The sequence below is a fragment of the Mariniflexile maritimum genome (assembly GCF_009746565.1).
In the GTDB taxonomy this organism is placed as follows: domain Bacteria; phylum Bacteroidota; class Bacteroidia; order Flavobacteriales; family Flavobacteriaceae; genus Mariniflexile; species Mariniflexile maritimum.
In genome coordinates, this window is record NZ_WRPN01000001.1 from 408,459 (window position 1) to 425,373 (window position 16,915).

General features: G+C 37.3%; 20 protein-coding genes and 1 tRNA gene. 3 read left to right on the forward strand and 18 right to left on the reverse strand.

From position 1 onward, the window contains the following. Nucleotides 1-51: 51 nt before the first annotated feature. From GQO80_RS01730 to GQO80_RS01765, 8 genes are all read right to left on the reverse strand, one after another. A complete protein-coding gene (locus tag GQO80_RS01730; protein WP_157206472.1) occupies nt 52-1,173 on the reverse strand; it encodes an ABC transporter permease in 1,122 nt (373 codons plus the stop codon). Between the two features lie 74 nt (nt 1,174-1,247). Next, nucleotides 1,248-2,354, reverse strand: a complete 1,107-nt coding sequence (locus tag GQO80_RS01735; RefSeq protein ID WP_157206473.1) for an ABC transporter permease — start codon at nt 2,352-2,354, stop codon at nt 1,248-1,250. A gap of 42 nt (nt 2,355-2,396) precedes the next feature. Next, the gene (locus tag GQO80_RS01740) at nt 2,397-3,170 is read right to left on the reverse strand and encodes an ABC transporter ATP-binding protein (protein WP_157206474.1); all 774 of its coding nucleotides are present in this window, start codon (nt 3,168-3,170) and stop codon (nt 2,397-2,399) included. A gap of 43 nt (nt 3,171-3,213) precedes the next feature. Continuing rightward, nucleotides 3,214-4,116, reverse strand: coding sequence for an ABC transporter ATP-binding protein (locus tag GQO80_RS01745; RefSeq protein ID WP_157206475.1), 903 nt, complete (start codon nt 4,114-4,116; stop codon nt 3,214-3,216). Beyond that, nucleotides 4,117-4,599 carry a hypothetical protein gene (locus GQO80_RS01750; RefSeq protein WP_157206476.1) on the reverse strand — a complete coding sequence of 161 codons (483 nt, stop codon included), beginning with the start codon at nt 4,597-4,599 and terminating at the stop codon, nt 4,117-4,119. Nucleotides 4,600-4,624: 25 nt separating this feature from the next. Next, entirely contained in the window at nt 4,625-5,527 is a 903-nt protein-coding gene (locus tag GQO80_RS01755; protein ID WP_157206477.1) for an HlyD family secretion protein, read from the reverse strand. A 10-nt stretch (nt 5,528-5,537) separates the two neighbouring features. After that, nucleotides 5,538-6,788 carry a TolC family protein gene (locus GQO80_RS01760; protein WP_157206478.1) on the reverse strand — a complete coding sequence of 417 codons (1,251 nt, stop codon included), beginning with the start codon at nt 6,786-6,788 and terminating at the stop codon, nt 5,538-5,540. A gap of 1 nt (nt 6,789) precedes the next feature. Further along, complete coding sequence (locus tag GQO80_RS01765; RefSeq protein ID WP_157206479.1) at nt 6,790-7,404, reverse strand: TetR/AcrR family transcriptional regulator; 615 nt, start codon at nt 7,402-7,404, stop codon at nt 6,790-6,792. Between the two features lie 295 nt (nt 7,405-7,699). Here GQO80_RS01765 and GQO80_RS01770 point away from each other — a divergent pair, with 295 nt between their 5' ends. Both GQO80_RS01770 and GQO80_RS01775 read left to right on the forward strand, forming a co-directional pair. Beyond that, nucleotides 7,700-8,029 (forward strand): hypothetical protein, encoded by a 330-nt coding sequence (locus GQO80_RS01770; RefSeq protein ID WP_157206480.1) that lies wholly within the window; start codon nt 7,700-7,702, stop codon nt 8,027-8,029. 82 nt (nt 8,030-8,111) lie between these two features. Continuing rightward, nucleotides 8,112-10,214 (forward strand): TonB-dependent receptor domain-containing protein, encoded by a 2,103-nt coding sequence (locus GQO80_RS01775; protein ID WP_232333095.1) that lies wholly within the window; start codon nt 8,112-8,114, stop codon nt 10,212-10,214. Nucleotides 10,215-10,471: 257 nt separating this feature from the next. On the opposite strand, the gene GQO80_RS15740 is transcribed toward GQO80_RS01775, so the two are convergent. The 10 genes from GQO80_RS15740 to GQO80_RS01820 form a co-directional block, all read right to left on the reverse strand. Further along, nucleotides 10,472-10,618, reverse strand: coding sequence for a hypothetical protein (locus tag GQO80_RS15740; protein ID WP_198037712.1), 147 nt, complete (start codon nt 10,616-10,618; stop codon nt 10,472-10,474). Between the two features lie 116 nt (nt 10,619-10,734). Beyond that, complete coding sequence (trxA, locus tag GQO80_RS01780) at nt 10,735-11,031, reverse strand: thioredoxin (RefSeq protein WP_157206481.1); 297 nt, start codon at nt 11,029-11,031, stop codon at nt 10,735-10,737. A gap of 25 nt (nt 11,032-11,056) precedes the next feature. After that, entirely contained in the window at nt 11,057-12,466 is a 1,410-nt protein-coding gene (locus GQO80_RS01785) for an MBL fold metallo-hydrolase (protein WP_157206482.1), read from the reverse strand. Between the two features lie 70 nt (nt 12,467-12,536). Beyond that, nucleotides 12,537-13,331, reverse strand: coding sequence for a sulfite exporter TauE/SafE family protein (locus tag GQO80_RS01790; RefSeq protein WP_157206483.1), 795 nt, complete (start codon nt 13,329-13,331; stop codon nt 12,537-12,539). 421 nt (nt 13,332-13,752) lie between these two features. Then, a complete protein-coding gene (locus GQO80_RS01795) occupies nt 13,753-14,484 on the reverse strand; it encodes a hypothetical protein (protein WP_157206484.1) in 732 nt (243 codons plus the stop codon). Nucleotides 14,485-14,703: 219 nt separating this feature from the next. Further along, complete coding sequence (locus GQO80_RS01800; protein WP_157206485.1) at nt 14,704-14,988, reverse strand: addiction module antidote protein; 285 nt, start codon at nt 14,986-14,988, stop codon at nt 14,704-14,706. Between the two features lie 4 nt (nt 14,989-14,992). Continuing rightward, nucleotides 14,993-15,292, reverse strand: coding sequence for a type II toxin-antitoxin system RelE/ParE family toxin (locus tag GQO80_RS01805; RefSeq protein ID WP_157206486.1), 300 nt, complete (start codon nt 15,290-15,292; stop codon nt 14,993-14,995). An 84-nt stretch (nt 15,293-15,376) separates the two neighbouring features. After that, on the reverse strand, nt 15,377-15,547 hold the full coding sequence (locus GQO80_RS01810; protein ID WP_157206487.1) for a GIY-YIG nuclease family protein: 171 nt from the start codon (nt 15,545-15,547) through the stop codon (nt 15,377-15,379). Nucleotides 15,548-15,658: 111 nt separating this feature from the next. Continuing rightward, a complete protein-coding gene (locus tag GQO80_RS01815; protein WP_157206488.1) occupies nt 15,659-15,913 on the reverse strand; it encodes a GIY-YIG nuclease family protein in 255 nt (84 codons plus the stop codon). A 59-nt stretch (nt 15,914-15,972) separates the two neighbouring features. After that, nucleotides 15,973-16,046, reverse strand: a tRNA-Arg gene (locus GQO80_RS01820). 218 nt (nt 16,047-16,264) lie between these two features. On the opposite strand from GQO80_RS01820, the gene GQO80_RS01825 reads away from it, so the two are divergent. Further along, on the forward strand, nt 16,265-16,897 hold the full coding sequence (locus GQO80_RS01825; protein ID WP_157206489.1) for a Crp/Fnr family transcriptional regulator: 633 nt from the start codon (nt 16,265-16,267) through the stop codon (nt 16,895-16,897). Nucleotides 16,898-16,915: the final 18 nt, after the last annotated feature.

A 16,915-nucleotide genomic window follows, 5' to 3' on the forward strand; every position in this document is an offset into this window, starting at 1 on the left:
AAAGATAATTGATTAAAACAGGTTTCATTGTAACATAAGTTGCATAAGCGCTCAACTCGTTTTTTTATAACTCCAAACGGCCAATCCGTTCATAATTAAGGCATAAAGCAACGTTTTTGTTACCTGCGGAAGAATATCCATAAACCCCGAACCTTTTAGCATCACCATACGCATCACTTCCACAAAATACTTGATTGGGTTGAACTCGGTTATGATTTGTGCCCATTTCGGCATACTTTCAATGGGCGTAAACAAACCGCTCATCAAAATAAAAATCACCATAAAAAACCACGAAATAAACATGGCCTGTTGTTGTGTGTCGGTAAAATTTGAAATAAACAAACCAATGCCCAAAACCACCAAAATATAAATGGAAGTATAGAAGTACATAAGTGCTAGACTACCAATCATGGGGATATTGAAAATTAGTTTCGCTATGGTTAGCCCAATGGTTAAAAGCCCGAGGCCCAAAACCCAAAACGGAAAGAGCTTACCAATTATAAACTGACGTTTTTTGATGGGCGTAACGTTTATTTGCTCCAACGTGCCTATTTCTTTTTCGCGCACAATGTTCATTCCAGAAAGGAAAAGCGTAATCATGGTAACCAACAACACCAAAATACCGGGCACCATAAAGGTTTTGTAGTTTAAGGTTTCGTTATACCAAAAGAGTGGGATGGTGTTAATGGTTGAAGGTTGTGACAACATATCCGAAGGTTGTAATAAATTCACCTTAATATGCTGATTAAATGTTTGTATAATCTGTGTAACATACACATTTTTAACACCGGCAGCGGCACCATCAATGGCATTTATGGTAACGCCTAAATGGGCTTGTTTAGATTTTTGAAGTTGGCGTTCAAAATGTCTTGGAATTTCCAAAACCACATCAACCTCGCCTTTAAGCATGGCGGCACTTGCTTTTGCTTCCGAAGGAAAATGGGTCAATACGTTAAAATAGGTTGAAGCGTTGAATTTTTCAATTAAAGCCCGGGATGCAGATGAATGGTCGTTATCGATATAAGCAAAAGCGATGTTTTTAATTTCAAAGGTCGCAGCATTCGATAATATGACCAGTTGTATTAACGGAAGTACAAAAATAATGGGCAACATGCCTTTATTCCTAAAGATTTGCCTAAACTCTTTTTGTATGATGTAGAAAATTGTTTTCATAATTTTTCCAACGAAAGTGGAGCTCCTTTTTTAATGTTCACTACTACAAGGTTTTAAAAACCCAACTCAATCATTTATTCCAGTCTAATTTTATATTTTTTCACGCTCAAGCCAATGAAAAATACCGTCATTCCCAATAAAATCAAGGTTTCTTTCCAAATAAATCCTATTCCAACACCTTTTAACATAATGCCTTTTATGATGATGATGAACCATTTTGCTGGTATGATATTACTGATAATTTGAAGCGGTAATGGCATGCTTGAAATAGGGAAAATAAAACCAGACAATAAAATTACGGGAAGCATCAAGCCCATGAGCGAAATCATCATGGCGGTTTGTTGCGTTGCTGAAATGGTTGAAATTAAAATGCCTAAAGCGAGTGCGGTAATGATAAAAAGAACACTTTCCAGAGCCAACAGAAGCAAGCTACCTTGAACCGGCATTTTAAAAATAAAAACACTTAGCATAACAATAACTACGGCATTGATTATAGAAAGGAAAATATACGGGAACACTTTACCAATAATTACTTGAAAGGGCTTTAATGGAGATACCAACAAGATTTCCATGGTGCCCAATTCTTTCTCGCGGGTAATGGAAATGGAGGTCATCATAGCGGAAACGAGCATTAAAATAATGGTCATAACCCCCGGAACAAACATGTAAACGCTTTTCAATTCCGGATTATAGACCATGCGTGTTTGTGGTACGATTTGATAAGCGATCTTGATGTTTTTATTCAACTCTTTTTGATACTGTTGAAGCATGGCGTTTACATAATTGCTTATGGTATTGGCCGTATTGGGGTCGGTTGCATCGGTAATAATCTGAACGGTTGCTTGATGTTGTTTGATTAAGTTTTGGCTGAAATCTTTTTCAAAGTTTAAAACTGCTTTTACCTGCCCTTTTTCAAAAACGGAAGCGATATCAGCTTCACGGGTAATAATTTGTTTGATGCTGAAATATTTTGATGCTGAAATTTTATGGATTATTTCTTGCGTATTAACGTCGTTTGAACGGTCTAAAATAGCAATGTCCACATTATTAATCTCGTTGGTAATGGCAAAACCAAACAATAATATTTGGGCAATTGGCATTCCAAAAAGGATGAACAGCGACCGCCTATCCCTAAAAATATGGTAAAATTCCTTTTTAATAAAGCCTGTAAATCGTTTCATATAAGCCCCTTTAACTTCCCAAAGGGAAGCATTTTTGTAATATTAGTTTTTGTCAGTATTTACTTCGTTCCCATTGGTAAGGGTGGGTGATGGGCTCCTAGCCAATTTTAAAAATACATCGTTCATGTTTTCTGCCCTAAATTGTTCTTTTAGCTTTTTGGGCGTATCCAAAGCTTCAATTTTTCCGTTGACCATGATGGAAACACGGTCGCAATATTCGGCTTCATCCATGTAATGCGTGGTTACAAAAACGGTGGTGCCTTGGTGTGCCGCTTTATAGATCATTTCCCAAAACTGCCGTCTAGTTATGGGGTCCACACCACCGGTTGGTTCATCTAAAAAAACAATTTTCGGGTCGTGTAACAACGAAACCGAGAATGCTATTTTTTGTTTCCAGCCCAAAGGCAATGCGCCAACAAGCTGGTTTACAATATCTTTTAAGCCTAAATCTTCTACAAGCTCACATCTTTTTTCTTCAATTCTTTTTCGAGATAGCCCATAGATGCCACCAAAAAAAGTAATGTTTTCTTTCACCGTTAAATCGTCGTAAAGCGCAAATTTCTGACTCATATAACCTATGCTTTGTTTAACATCTTCGGCGTGTGTAAAAACATCAAAACCTGCCACTTGGGCTTTCCCCGACGTGGGTTTGGAAATACCAATAAGCATTTTCATGGCCGTTGTTTTTCCTGCACCGTTAGCACCTAAAAACCCGAAAATTTCGCCTTTTTTAACTTCAAAGGTTATGGCGTTTACCGCAGTGAAATCTCCAAAGGTCTTGGTTAGGTTTTTGACTTCTATAACGTTGTTGTTCATTTTTTTTTATTTTATACCTACAAGGTCTTGGAAACCTTGCAAGCTATTTTGCTAATTCCATAAAAGTGTCCTCAATGGTAGCCGCGGTTTTTTCTATGTTAATGTTTGAAAGATTACGTGATTCTAAATACGCTTTTAAATCTTCCGTATTAAAATCTGTTCTCTTATCAGAATAATGCACAAATTCCCCAAAAGGGTAGATGCTGTAATGATGCTTATATGCCTTTAAACTTTCAAGCAATTGGTACATATTGTTGCTGCTTACATTGTAAATGGTTTTTGGATAATGCTTTACAATGGCCGCTGGTGTGTCTATTTCTAAAATTTTACCGTTTTGCATGAGGGCGATTCGATCGCACAGTGCAGCTTCGTCCATATACGGTGTAGATACCAAAATGGTAATGTCCTTTTGTTGCAAACGTTTTAGCATGTCCCAAAATTCTTTTCTCGAAACGGGATCAACGCCCGTAGTTGGCTCGTCTAAAAAAAGCACGTTTGGTTTGTGGATTAAAGCGCAACTTAGCGCAAGTTTTTGCTTCATCCCACCAGAAAGTTTGCCGGCGCGCCTCTTTTTAAAGGGTTCTATTTGAACGTAAATATCTTTTATCAAATCGTAGTTTTCTTCAATGGTGGTTCCAAAAATAGTTGCAAAAAAGTGCAGGTTTTCTTCAACTGTTAAATCTTGGTAGAGCGAAAACTTCCCCGGCATATAGCCCACACTGTTTCGTATGGCTTTATAATGGGTTACCACATCCAAATCGGTTACGGTGGCATGTCCAGCGTCGGGAACTAACAAGGTGGTTAAAATCCTGAATAGCGTTGTTTTACCGGCACCATCGGGACCTATAAGTCCGAAAAGTTCGCCCGGTTTCACATCAAAAGAAATGTTTTGTAACGCGTTAACGTTTTTGTAAGATTTTGATATGTTAGAAACGGAAATACTCATCTATTGAAAGTAATTTGAATACATATTAATATTTTCAACAATGCTGCTTTTAATTTTGGCTGCGTCTTCACTGTTTTTTGTTTCAGAAAGCACTTCAATTTTTTCAATAAGTGGCACGAGCCAAACATGTAAATAATCATGCGAAGGCCCTTCCATCGTACATTTTTTAACTACGTCATTTTTAGCATCGTTAAGTTGTGCTGCTAATTGATGGTAGTCTTCAATAGTAATAGTGGGCTGTGTTTTCAAAATGTTTTTCATGTTTTCAACGCCTTCATTGGTTTCTATGTTGGCCGGCCATTTTCCGCCATTATTTAATTGCATATCCGCAGTCCATGAATTTTGGTAAACGGTTGAAGTTTCGTTTTGATGGTGTTGGTGCGTTGCCTCACTATTGGTATTCTGTGTGGAAGTTTCCTGCTGATTCTTGTCTTTACAACTTATGAAAGCGAGCAGACCGATGATAAAAATGGCATGTTTCATGTTTTATATGTGTTTTTTTAGACTGTTAGTTTGCTTCGGAATTGTTAAGCCACATTTCGGCGGGCATGCCTATTTTCAGGCTACCATCGTTGGCGACTTTTATTTTAACGGCGTAAACCAAGGCGACGCGTTCTTCTTTGGTTTGAATGATTTTAGGCGTAAATTCAGCTTCCGACGCTATCCAATAAATCGTTCCTTTATACGATTTCATCCCGTCTGAATCGTCAATTTTCACTGTAACTTCCTGACCAATTTTAAGGTTTGGCAGTTGGGTTTCGCTTACATACACCCGCAGCTCCATGCTACTTAAATCGGCAATCTTGTAAAGTGCCTTCCCAAAGGATGTAATTTCGTTTGCTTCGGCATATTTGGCCAAAACAGTGCCGTTTACCGGATTTACGATTTGGCTTTTCTGGATTTGATCGTCCAGTTGTTGCAACTGCACATCGATGCTCCTCAATTCGTTAACCACCGGGGCGTTTTGAATTTCAATGCTCTTTATTTGCTGCTTGATAACGTCAATTTCACCCAAAACCTCATCCAGTTGTTTTTGTGTTCCTGCGCTATCCTTTATTAAATTTTGGGTGCGGTTTTTATTAATGTTCGCCGTTTTTAATTTGGCATTTAGCACATCGATTTGCGATAAAACACCTTTCGATTTTGAAATGACAACCGCTTTTGAAACCAACAATTGGTCTCGTTTCAACGCTAACGGAATGGTATCAATATAGCCCAAAAAAGCGTCTTTTTTAAGCAAATCGCCTTCATTTACATTGAATTGCATCAATTTTCCGTTATTTTCTGCTGAAACGGTTATTTCGGTAGCTTCAAAATTTCCGTAGCCATCGGCCTTTCCGTTTGCGTTGCTACAAGCGCTCATTACTAATGCAACGCTCCCAATTGCTAAACTATATCTGATTAATTTCATAAATGTATTTTTAGTGTCCTGTTGTAATGTTATAATTTGCTTTTGTTAATTCAAGTTGAATGAGGTGCGTTGCCAAACCGTTTTCGGCATCGTTTAAATGGGTCAATTCGGTTACATAAGCCGATGTGGTAATTACGCCATTGCGAAGTTGCGATTGCGTTGCTTCCAATACTTTTTTTCGCAGAGCTATAATGTCGTTATCTAGTTGTATTAATTCTGAAATGGTTGCGATTTCTTTTTCTTGGGCGGTACGTTCCATGGTTGTATTTAATTTGAAGGTTTCCGCTTCGGTTTCAACCAAATCTTTAGCAATGGCAAGAGATTCACGTTGTTTTTTATTGCTGTTCCAATCAAAAACCTGCCAATTCAATTTTAAGCCCACGGTATAAAATGTTTGAAACGAATTGTCGAGCATGTTCAGCCCAGGGTTGCCATAACCACCAGTGGCAAAGCCCAAAAATTTAGGGGCATTTTGTTTGCCAATTAAGGTTTCGTTTAGGGTTATTTCTTCTTTTCTAAGCTGAAAAAGTTCCAGTTCGGGTCGGTTTATCGCTTTGCCCAAAACAGCGTTTGTTATTGGGGTTTCAAAAGTGGTTTCAAGCGATAGGGGTGTGGCTATTAAAGTCGATAAATTTTCGATAAGAACTATTTTGTTGTTCTCAATTTCTTGAAACTGTTGTGCTATTTTTAATAGTTCGGCTTCCAATACATGATCCGAACTAGGTAAGATTACACCGTTTTTAATACCCGATTTGACCTCAAGAAGCTGTGTTTTTATTTGGGTTTGTTTATTGGTTAAAAGCTGTTTTTTTTCCTGAATCAATAAAATGGAAAAATACAACTGGTTAATTTGCTTTTTTATTTGGTACAAACTAACCTCTACCTGCTTTTGCTGGGTTTTTAATTGCGCCGATTTGGATTTAGTTGAAGCGTTTATTAAACCGCCATTGTAAATGAGTTGATTTACCGAAAATGTGGCCCGGTATTGGTCTTTGTTTAAAGGTTCTATGTTGGTATTTGGAAGTGGCACACTGGTAACGTCCGATTGATATGTTGCTTGCGCCGATAGTTCAAATTGCGGCAATTTTCCGTTGGAAATAACCTCCAAATCCAGATCGTTTTGGTGTTTTAATAAAGCCGATTGTTTTGCCAATGGGTAATTTGTGCTTGCCAATTTATAACAATCCTGCAAGGTTATGGCTTGTTGCGCACCCAGTGGCAATGCCATAAGTAGGGTTAAAAGATATAATAATCTGTTCATGTTATTTAATTTTAATGGCATTTATTATAAAGTTCGACACTTCATTTTTTCGTGCTTCAATTAACGCATCCATGGCGCCTTCATCTAAATTGGCAAATGCTTTTATAAGCGGTTTTGCTACAAACGGGAATATGTTCAGCGCCATAATGTTTATGAACAATTGTTCCGCTCCAATGGGTATGATGATGCCCTTTTCTATCTCATCCCGAACCTGTCCCTTAAATTTTTGAATATTTGGAAAACCGTTATTAGTGGCTAACTTTTCGATAAAATTGGGGTTTCTATTTAATTCCTGGATAATGAAATTTGGCAGGTAGGGGTGCTTAATGATGAATGAAATATAGTTGGTCGTGAAATTTTTTATTTTTTCCTCGATGGAAGAATCATCGTTTAAAATGGCATTGAGCTGCGGTGCCAGTAAAGCAAATGCCTTTTTGAAAACGGCTTCAAAAAGGAGTTCCTTGCTCCTAAAATAATAATGGAGCATGGCCTTGTTGATGCGGGCTTCATCGGCTATCTCTTGCATACGTGCGCCATCCATTCCTTTATTTTGGAATACGCGCTTTGCAGCTTCTAAGATGCTGCGCTCTGTGGAGGTGTCTTTTTCTTTTTGCATTTTAACTTTATGGTTTAACCGTTTGGTTGACAAATTTACAAAAAATATTCAAACCTGCTAATCGTTTGGTTTATTTTTAAATAATATTTTATTGAACCATATAAATAGCTTGAATTGTAGGCAGTTAGAGCATAAACTAAATAACCTTCAGAACAAGCATCAAAGCAACATAGGCAACCGGATGTTTATTTGATGGTAAATGTGACATTAGTAGCACATAACTTACCGCTAAAGTGTTATTTTTGTAATATTGAAAACGGGCACCTTAATATTATCACTAACACTGGCAACAACCATGTTGCTTAACAGTTTGCGTGTGCCAATTACTTACGCTTATTACTATGTTGATTATGAGGGTTTTATTGAGAAATATTGTATAAACATAACCAAGCCAGAACTGCAATGCAATGGTAAATGCCATTTAAATAAAGTGGTTAATGATAATACCGAAAGCGATGAAAATCCCATAAAAATAATAGATTTTAAGGAAATTAATTTATTTGTTGTTGCACAAACAACCTATAACTTTATTAGTTTTTTATCTGAAAAACCTAAAATAATCGATGGTTTAAACTTGTATTCGTATTCAAGTATTTATCGGTTCGATCATCCTCCACAACTATAATTCTCATTTCATATCAATTATAGTTCAGAGGTTTAATCAAGCTTCTGAAAATCACTTTATTTAAAAATTTATACATTAAAAAATGAGAACATTTTATAGTGTGCTAGTTTGCATGCTTATTTATACCATGTCTTTTTCACAAGAAAAAAAAGAGACGAGCCACGACACTATTCCACAAAAAGTAGTGAAACTTGACGAAATTTTGATAACCGGAAACGCCCTTACCGATCCTGTGCTTACCCAAGCATCCAACGATTATCAAAAAAATATTGTCCAGCCCAAAAATGTAGCCGATTTATTCAACAATATAAATGGTTTTTCGGTTATAAAACGCGGAAATTATGCTACCGAACCAACATTTAGGGCATCGCAATACGAGCAATTAAACGTGCAATATGATGGAGGTACCAAGGCAATGCACGCGTGCCCAAACCGAATGGATCCCATAACAACCCACGTCATTCCTGAAGAGGTCTCAAAAATTGAAATCATAAAAGGGCCTTATACGGTGCGTTATGGAGCCACTTTTGGCGGCGTTATTAATATGGTTACGGGCAACCCCAGTTTAGAGGAGCCAGGGTTTCACGGTAAAGTATCAGGCGGTTACGAATCAAACGGAAATTCTTTTGTAACCATGTTGCAATTACAGCAGGTAACAAACAAGTACGATTTAGTTGGAAACGTTGGTTACAGGGATTTTGGAAATTATGAAGATGGCAGTCAAACTGAAATACCTTCATCTTTCAGAAGTACAGATTACGGGGTTAAATTAGGCTATAATTTTACCGAAAACCAACGGTTGCAAGGGCATTGGAGACAATCATTTGGAAGGGACGTGCTGCACGCGGGGTTGCCCATGGACACCGATTATGATAACAGCAGTATTTTATCGCTCGATTATAAATGGGCCAATATGGGCGAGGTCTTAAAATCAATTACCGCAAAATCATATTACAGTTTTGTGGATCATTTAATGTCGAATACCCACAGACCGTCCTTTAAAGCATCCGGGGCTTTATCGGCAGTTGAGGCCACAACAATAGGGGGTAAGGTAGAATTAAATTGGAAACCACTTAATAAACTAACCGTTTTTAGTGGGTTCGACCTATTGCATATTGCTAGGGATGGTGACAGAAACCGAACGGTTAAAATAATGAACGGCATGCCTTTGCCCACACCAAAATTATTTGTTGACAAGGTATGGCAAGATTCGTATATAAACGATTTTGGGGTATTCACGGAAGCTAAATGGCCCATAAATAATACAACTATATTAACGGCTGGGGTGCGTGGAGATTTTGTGGTTTCTAACATCAAAGACCCAGAAGCCGATTTCGAAGCCCTCTATAATTTAAAAAAACGCCATGAACAAAATGTTAGTGGCACCATTTCTATAAAAAAATTAGTATCCGATAAGTTAACCATGGAAGTTGCTTACGGAAAGGGTACGCGCTCTGCCAATATGATTGAGCGTTTTATCAATCATTTTTCGGTTGGTCAAGATGCTTATGAATATATTGGAAACCCCAATTTAAAGGCCGAAGTCAACAATCAATTTGAAATTGGCTTTAAGGGTTATGAAAACTTACCTGCCAATTTCAATAAATTGAGGTATGAAGCCTCCTTTTATTATTCGTATTTTGAAAACTATATTGTGGCTATTGAAGATGCCCGTTTAAACCGAAAATTCATGCCTACGATGCAACCGGTGCATCCTAAAGTATTTAGAAATTTGGATAAAGCCTACAAAACAGGATTTGAGTTGATGGGGCAATTGGACTTTTTAAACGATTATTATTTTAAAGCCCAAGCGGCTTATGTTTATGCGAAAAATAAGGACCTAAATGAATCTTTGCCACTAATACCGCCATTTAACCTAGCATTTACAGCAGGATTTGAAAAGGAAAAGCTATGGGCGAATGTGCACTATAAAATAAATAGCAAACAGGAAAATATCGCTAAAAGTTTTGGGGAAATTGAAACGGCAGGTTATGAAACTTTTGATGTTCGTTTTGGGGTAAAACCGTTTAAAGAGGTCTCAATAGGTATCGCGGTTTTAAATGTATTCGATCAAACCTATCACGATCATTTAAACTTTTCTTTTAATAACCAAGCAGATTTTGGTACGGTTCCAGTTAACGAAGCCGGTAGAAACATAACTTTTTTCCTTCTGAAGAAATTTTAGTTAGAAGAAAAAATGCCCTAAAACGGGTGTTTTTCTTTACAATTGCGAGGTGCGAAACAATCTGTAAGTTATTAAAAAACAGATTGTTTCGTGCTTTTTAGGCATTTTATTGTTGGGGAAATGTAAATAGCAAAAGCAGACAGCTACTTAGGGGCTGCATAGAGCCGTTAAGAGTAAAAAAAAGATTTTTAAATGGGTTCTTGGTTTATGAAGGTAGCTTCCGCTTGTTATGTAACGTTTATCTGGAAACCCTCCAGCTAGTTTTCGTTCATATCATCTTTCTTGTTGCCACTCATCATAAATTTTATCAAAAAACCAACTAAAGTAAGGCATACAATGCCAAAAATGGCAATCATAATGGCACCATTGGTCCAACTGTAAAGTGCTATCGCTAAATTTGTCATAATGCTAGTGTTTTAAGTGTGGTAAATCTAAAAAAATCAATTTGTTAGGAGTATGATATTTGTCAGTTTTTTATGAATTGAAAAAAATATCTGAACGAATGAAGCGATAAAATTGATTATTGATGCGATTTTATAAGCGAAATCAGGTCGTTTTTTTGAACCACGCCCGATTGCCGCCACAACTGTTTGCCATTTTTAAAAAGGAGTAGGGTAGGCACCCCACGAACTTGGTAGGTTGCGGCCAAGGTTTGGTTTTTATCCACATCAATTTTTAATATTGAAACGGCATCGCCCACGCTGTCCTTAACTTCTTTGAGTATGGGTGCCATCATTTTACAAGGGCCACACCATTCAGCAAAAAAATCGACCAAAACAGGTTTATCCTGATTAATTAATTCTGAAAACTTACTCATAGCGAACTAAAATTTTTATTGAAATCTATAAGCTTGTTGGACAAACATAATCGGTTACAGGAATGCCGGCTTCTTTTATGGCAGCAAACCCATCGGTAACATCAACCAAATTATGAATGCCCCTACTTTTTAAAATAGATGCAGCAATAGCCGACCGGTAACCTCCGGCACAATGGATATAGAAAGTTTCATTTTCGGGAAATGCGTCCAGATGGTCGTTCAAATAATCTAGGGGTGTATGAATAGAGCCTTTAACATGTTCCGATTGGTATTCACCTTCTTTTCTAACGTCGAAAACGGGCACATTTTCATGCTCAATTTTAGTTTTTAAACCATCGGCAGTTATGGATGAAATGGTGTCGTATTCTAAACCAGATTTTTTCCATGCTTCAAAACCACCATTCAAATACCCAATGGTGTTATCAAATCCAACCCGAGATAGCCGGATGATGGTCTCTTCTTCCCTGCCATCTGGAGTTACCAGTAAAATGGGTTGTTTCACATCGGCAATTAAGGCTCCAACCCATGGCGCAAAACCACCGTCGATGCCAATAAAAATAGATCGTGGTATATGCCCCTTAATAAAATCCTTCTCACTGCGAACGTCCAATATTACCGCGCCCGTTGTATTGGCAGCAGCTTCAAATGCTTTGGGTGCCAACGGTTTTGTGCCACGTTCAATAACATCGTTAATGTCGTCGTAACCTTCTTTGTTCATTTTCACGTTCAACGGAAAATATTGAGGGGGCGGCAATAATCCATCGGTAACCTCTTTTATAAACTCGTTTTTTGTCATGTTGGCACGCAGGGCGTAATTGGTTTTCTTTTGTTCGCCCAGGGTTCCAACGGTATTTTTGCTTAAATTTTTCCCACAGGCAGAACCAGCGCCGTGGGCAGGGTACACAATCACATCGTCTGCCAATGGCATGATTTTAGTGCGTAGGCTGTTGTATAATAAACCGGCCAATTCCTCTTGGGTCATTTTTGCGGCTTTTTGCGCTAGATCGGGTCTGCCAACATCGCCTAAAAACAAGGTGTCGCCAGTAAATATAGCGTGGTCTTTTCCGTTTTCGTCCTTTAGTAAAAAAGTAGTGCTTTCTAGGGTGTGCCCTGGTGTGTGCAAAGCGGTAATGCTGATGTTGCCCAATGGAAACACCTGACCATCTTCGGCAACAATAGCATCAAATGCTGGTTTTGCCGTTGGCCCATAAACAATGGGTGCCTTGGTGCGTTTTGAAAGTGTGATATGGCCACTCACAAAATCGGCATGGAAATGGGTTTCAAAAATATATTTAATGGTAGCACCATCGCGTTCGGCACGTTTAATATAAGGCGTTACTTCGCGCAATGGGTCAATAATGGCAACTTCGCCATTACTTTCTATGTAATAAGCACCTTGTGCTAAGCATCCTGTATAAATTTGTTCAATCTTCATAATCAAAATATTGTTTATTGTAAAAATACGGGTTTTTCAGAAGAAATTAGGTAACATAGGTTACATTTTGCTATTTTGAAAACTCTTCAACCATGATAAAAATGGCCATGATCAAAACGAACCATCCAAAGCTTTTTTTAAGTTTTTTATTTGAAACATATTTGGACAAATAACCCCCCAACAATACCCCAGTCATGGTTAAAGCGGTAAAAGCAATTAGAAAGGCCCAATCGATGGTTAGCACATGCAAGTCTCCCAAAAAACCAATAATTGAGTTAATTGAGATGATAACCAACGAGGTACCAACGGCATTTTTCATGGATAGGCCCGCCCAAAGTACCAAGGCAGGTACATATAAAAATCCACCTCCGGCACCTATTATTCCGGTTATGGTTCCAATTATTAACCCTTGAACAAAGGTTTTTAAATACGATTGTTTTACAAATGGTTGCGCGATGGTTGCCTTGTTTTTTATCATGGAAGCGGCAGCAATAAGCATTACCATTGCAAAAAACAGCATGATTACCATTTCTTTGGTTACCACATACTGGTTTATGGTAAAAATTTCATCGGGGATATTGGGTACTAAAAACCGTCTTGAAATATAGACTGCTAGAAAGGAGGGAAATGAAAAAGCCAAACCTGTTTTAAAGTCCACTTTCTTTTTTTGATGTTTTTCAATAACACCAATCACCGATGAAGCCCCAACCACAAATAGCGAATAAGCGGTAGCCACAACCGGGTTGTATCCTAAAAGATACACCAATAAAGGTACTGTTAAAATAGAGCCTCCACCACCAATAAGCCCTAACACCAGGCCTATTACCAATGCACCTATAAAGCCTAGAACATCAATAGCGGTCATAATTTAATTTTGTATTACAAAGCTAGGGTGGTTGATGGTTTTGATATGTAACACTTGTTACAAAAGGCATGAAAACAAAAAAGCCCCACCATTTCTAGTGAAGCTTTCTGTGAGCCCTAAAGGATTCGAACCTTTGACCGTCCCGATGAAAATCGGGATACGCTATCCAGCCGATGCGACCAGTCTTTCAATGTAACTCCTCGATTTTTTGCTTTTTATTTCCCGTTCTCTTGCATAGGCCTCTTGTTTAGTAGCATAAACCATTTAGGCTATGGCAAGTAGGGCAGGTGACAGGCACTTACTTTTCGGTCTTGCACTAAGCCAAATTTTTTGCAGGTATGCGACAAGCTGAAAATTCCTCAGGAACTTTCAGGATAAGCCAGTAAAAGCAATTGTTTTTAGCCATTGTTGAGCATAGTTTTTATATTAATTTTACGTTCATTTGGATTATTAAATCCGACGTATGCTTCCCTAAATTATTTATTTTATTGAGTTGCTCATTTATTTGTCCGTCGAAATGGTCAATCCAACTTTTTAAATCAGAAATCAGCTTACTAATTGATATTTTACGTTCATTAAATTCCCACTTTCCCGATTTGTTTTTTTCTCTGATGACATTGGAAAGCTCTATTTTCTGTATAATTTCATCAGGTTCGATTTGTGTTTCGTTCGAGATTGGCATTGAAACGGTTGATTTATTTGTGAAGGTTCCAGAATAAATCGTTGACAATATTATTTCGTCCGTTTCAAGATAATTTTTTCTCCAGCTCAAAAATCCGTAAACAGGTAAGTCGTCAACCGATAAAACTTGAGAAATTCGTTCTTCAAGATGTTGATTTGAGTTTCTAAAATCAAATGCTTTAACAATTTCAGAAAGTTTAGGTTCAGTTTTGCTTATTCCAAATTCACGACAAATAATTTTTCCGAACATTTGAGCATTATTAATTATTGACCACACATCTGAAAATATTTCTGGGAAATCAATTGGCTCAATGTCTCTCTTTTCGGTTTGTTCAGAGAGTTTTTTAATCAGTCTTTCGTGTGATAACTGACAAATGTCTAAACTATATCTAATTGCATTAAAAGAGACAACTTGTTGTGGTAACAAAATTTTAGGTGGATTTCTAATATGTGATTTTAATGGTAGAATCATTTTTCAAATTACGCACAAAGTTTGGGCTATGTCAAGTAGGGCAGGTGACAGGCACTTACTTTTAGGTCTTGCACTAAGCCAAATCTTTTGCATTTTGTTTTATCTTATTCTTCTAAAAGCCAAATCAAAAGATTTGGCGACCTCACAAATATACACAGACCTTCGGATTAAGCACTTATTGCCCTATTTGCCATAGCCATTGTGTAGTGCGTTATTTTTTCAGGCGGACAATGGATTCACTTGTATTTGTCCTCCAATCGCTTTTAAAACTTTCATAATTGTTCCAAATTGAGGTTTCGCTCCGTCCGATAATGCTTTGTACAAACTCGGTCTGCTTAATCCTGTTTCCTCCGCTATTTTGGTCATTCCGATAGCTTTAGCAATATGTCCGATTGCATTTATTATATCGGCATTATTTCCTTCTTCCAAAACAGTATTTAGATATTCGGCAATCATTTCTTTGCTGTCCAAATAATCAGCTATGTCAAATTTTGAAGTTCCCATTTTTCTATTTATTTAATTTATTCCAGATTTCTTTCGCTTTCTTGATGTCCTTCTGTTGTGTCGATTTGTCGCCACCAATTAGCAGCAAAATTATTTTTCCGTCTTTTTCTTTAAAATAAACACGATAACCTTTCGCAAAATTTATTATCAGTTCACTAATTCCATCGCCAACTGGTTTACAGTCGCCAAAATGTTCATCAATTTCTAGTTTTTGAATTCGGAACAAAATTTTCGCCTTTGCTTTAAAGTCCTTCAACTTTTTCAGCCATTTGTCAAATTCAGGTGATTTCTCGATAAAAAACATAAAAATTGTATCTACTTGGATACAAATTTAAACAAAATTTCGGAATAAATTCAATTTGGATATGATTTTTGGTAAAAGTGGGTTTTAATGCATCACAACTTCAAAACAAACCACTTCCCAATCATTAACCCTTCCCGTAAAGCCTTTATGGTTGGTATTGTGCTTTCTTAATCGCTCTGACAGTGGGTCGCTAGTAAAACCCACATAATAGCGGTTCAATGTTTTTGAAAATAGAATATAAGTGCGGTGTTCCATACTAAAGGCGAATTGATCCAAAAACAAAAAAGCCCCACCATTTCTAGTGAAGCTTTCTGTGAGCCCTAAAGGATTCGGACCTTTGACCGTCCCGATGAGAATCGGGATGCGCTATCCAGCCGATGCGACCAGTCTTTCAATGTAACTCCTCGATTTTTTGCTTTTTATTTCCCGTTCTCTTGCATAGGCCTCTTGTTTACTGGCATAAACTTCAAAATAAACCACTTCCCAATCATTAACCCTTCCCGTATAACCTTTGTGGTTGGTATTGTGCTTTCTTAATCGCTCTGACAGTGCGTCGCTAGTAAAACCCACATAATAGCGGTTCTGTGTTTTTGAAAATAGAATATAAGTGCGGTGTTCCATACTAAGGGCGAATTGATCCAAAAACAAAAAAGCCCCACCATTTCTAGTGAAGCTTTCTGTGAGCCCTAAAGGATTCGAACCTTTGACCGCCTCCTTAGAAGGGAGGTGCTCTATCCAGCTGAGCTAAGAGCCCTCGTCACAAAAAATCAAAAATGCATTTTTGTTTTCCGGAGTGCAAATATAAAATTAACTCTATATCTGGCAAAGATAATTATTGATATTTTTAAATACCAATTCATTTTAATAAAATAAACAGTAAATAACTTTTTTGTCGCACTTAATTAAAACAGCGCTTTCTTCTTGTTTTTAATTTTTAGTCAATATCTTTATAGATTAATAAACGTTTGTAAAATGATTTTAGAGTTAAAGGAAAATTACGGCTACCTGTTTGAAGAAAATTTGTTGCTGGAAATTAATAATTATGGCACTTTTAAAGAAATTCCTGAAGGTTTCCAACTTATAGATATTGGCGATTACATAAAATCGATGCCCCTATTGGTAAGTGGCGCCATAAAAATAATGCGGGAAGATGATAAGGGCGATGAACTTTTGCTCTATTTTATTGAACGCGGTGATACCTGCGCCATGACCTTATCGTGCTGCATGGGGCAGAAAAAAAGTGAAATTAGGGCAGTAGCAGAAACACCCACCAAGCTTATTATGATTCCTATTGAAAAAATGAGCGAGTGGATGGGAAAATATAAAAGTTGGCAAAACTTTATTTTGCAAAGCTACCATGATAGGATGACTGAGCTTCTGGAAGCTATTGATACCATTGCCTTTTTAAAAATGGATGAACGGCTTTTTAAATATTTACGAGATAAAGCCATGGTAAACCACGACGATTTATTAAACGTAACCCATCAAAATATTGCATTCGACCTGCATACTTCCAGAGTAGTGATTTCCAGATTGTTAAAAACATTGGAGAACGAAGGTAAAATAAAGCTTTATAGAAACAGCATCAAGATTTTAGATCTTTAATTCGGTTTCATTCATTTT

What these genes read in the sequence shown, in the direction of transcription:
- GQO80_RS01770 (WP_157206480.1), top strand. Translation starts at nt 7,700, where the DNA reads ATGTTGCTTAACAGTTTGCGTGTGCCAATTACTTACGCTTATTACTAT.
- GQO80_RS01825 (WP_157206489.1), top strand. Translation starts at nt 16,265, where the DNA reads ATGATTTTAGAGTTAAAGGAAAATTACGGCTACCTGTTTGAAGAAAAT.
- GQO80_RS01765 (WP_157206479.1), bottom strand. Translation starts at nt 7,404, where the DNA reads ATGCAAAAAGAAAAAGACACCTCCACAGAGCGCAGCATCTTAGAAGCT.
- GQO80_RS01815 (WP_157206488.1), bottom strand. Translation starts at nt 15,913, where the DNA reads ATGGAACACCGCACTTATATTCTATTTTCAAAAACACAGAACCGCTAT.
- GQO80_RS01760 (WP_157206478.1), bottom strand. Translation starts at nt 6,788, where the DNA reads ATGAACAGATTATTATATCTTTTAACCCTACTTATGGCATTGCCACTG.
- GQO80_RS01790 (WP_157206483.1), bottom strand. Translation starts at nt 13,331, where the DNA reads ATGACCGCTATTGATGTTCTAGGCTTTATAGGTGCATTGGTAATAGGC.
- GQO80_RS01730 (WP_157206472.1), bottom strand. Translation starts at nt 1,173, where the DNA reads ATGAAAACAATTTTCTACATCATACAAAAAGAGTTTAGGCAAATCTTT.
- GQO80_RS01740 (WP_157206474.1), bottom strand. Translation starts at nt 3,170, where the DNA reads ATGAACAACAACGTTATAGAAGTCAAAAACCTAACCAAGACCTTTGGA.
- GQO80_RS01775 (WP_232333095.1), top strand. Translation starts at nt 8,112, where the DNA reads ATGAGAACATTTTATAGTGTGCTAGTTTGCATGCTTATTTATACCATG.
- GQO80_RS01795 (WP_157206484.1), bottom strand. Translation starts at nt 14,484, where the DNA reads ATGATTCTACCATTAAAATCACATATTAGAAATCCACCTAAAATTTTG.
- GQO80_RS01785 (WP_157206482.1), bottom strand. Translation starts at nt 12,466, where the DNA reads ATGAAGATTGAACAAATTTATACAGGATGCTTAGCACAAGGTGCTTAT.
- trxA (WP_157206481.1), bottom strand. Translation starts at nt 11,031, where the DNA reads ATGAGTAAGTTTTCAGAATTAATTAATCAGGATAAACCTGTTTTGGTC.
- GQO80_RS01735 (WP_157206473.1), bottom strand. Translation starts at nt 2,354, where the DNA reads ATGAAACGATTTACAGGCTTTATTAAAAAGGAATTTTACCATATTTTT.
- GQO80_RS01755 (WP_157206477.1), bottom strand. Translation starts at nt 5,527, where the DNA reads ATGAAATTAATCAGATATAGTTTAGCAATTGGGAGCGTTGCATTAGTA.
- GQO80_RS01800 (WP_157206485.1), bottom strand. Translation starts at nt 14,988, where the DNA reads ATGGGAACTTCAAAATTTGACATAGCTGATTATTTGGACAGCAAAGAA.
- GQO80_RS01810 (WP_157206487.1), bottom strand. Translation starts at nt 15,547, where the DNA reads ATGGAACACCGCACTTATATTCTATTTTCAAAAACATTGAACCGCTAT.
- GQO80_RS01805 (WP_157206486.1), bottom strand. Translation starts at nt 15,292, where the DNA reads ATGTTTTTTATCGAGAAATCACCTGAATTTGACAAATGGCTGAAAAAG.
- GQO80_RS15740 (WP_198037712.1), bottom strand. Translation starts at nt 10,618, where the DNA reads ATGACAAATTTAGCGATAGCACTTTACAGTTGGACCAATGGTGCCATT.
- GQO80_RS01745 (WP_157206475.1), bottom strand. Translation starts at nt 4,116, where the DNA reads ATGAGTATTTCCGTTTCTAACATATCAAAATCTTACAAAAACGTTAAC.
- GQO80_RS01750 (WP_157206476.1), bottom strand. Translation starts at nt 4,599, where the DNA reads ATGAAACATGCCATTTTTATCATCGGTCTGCTCGCTTTCATAAGTTGT.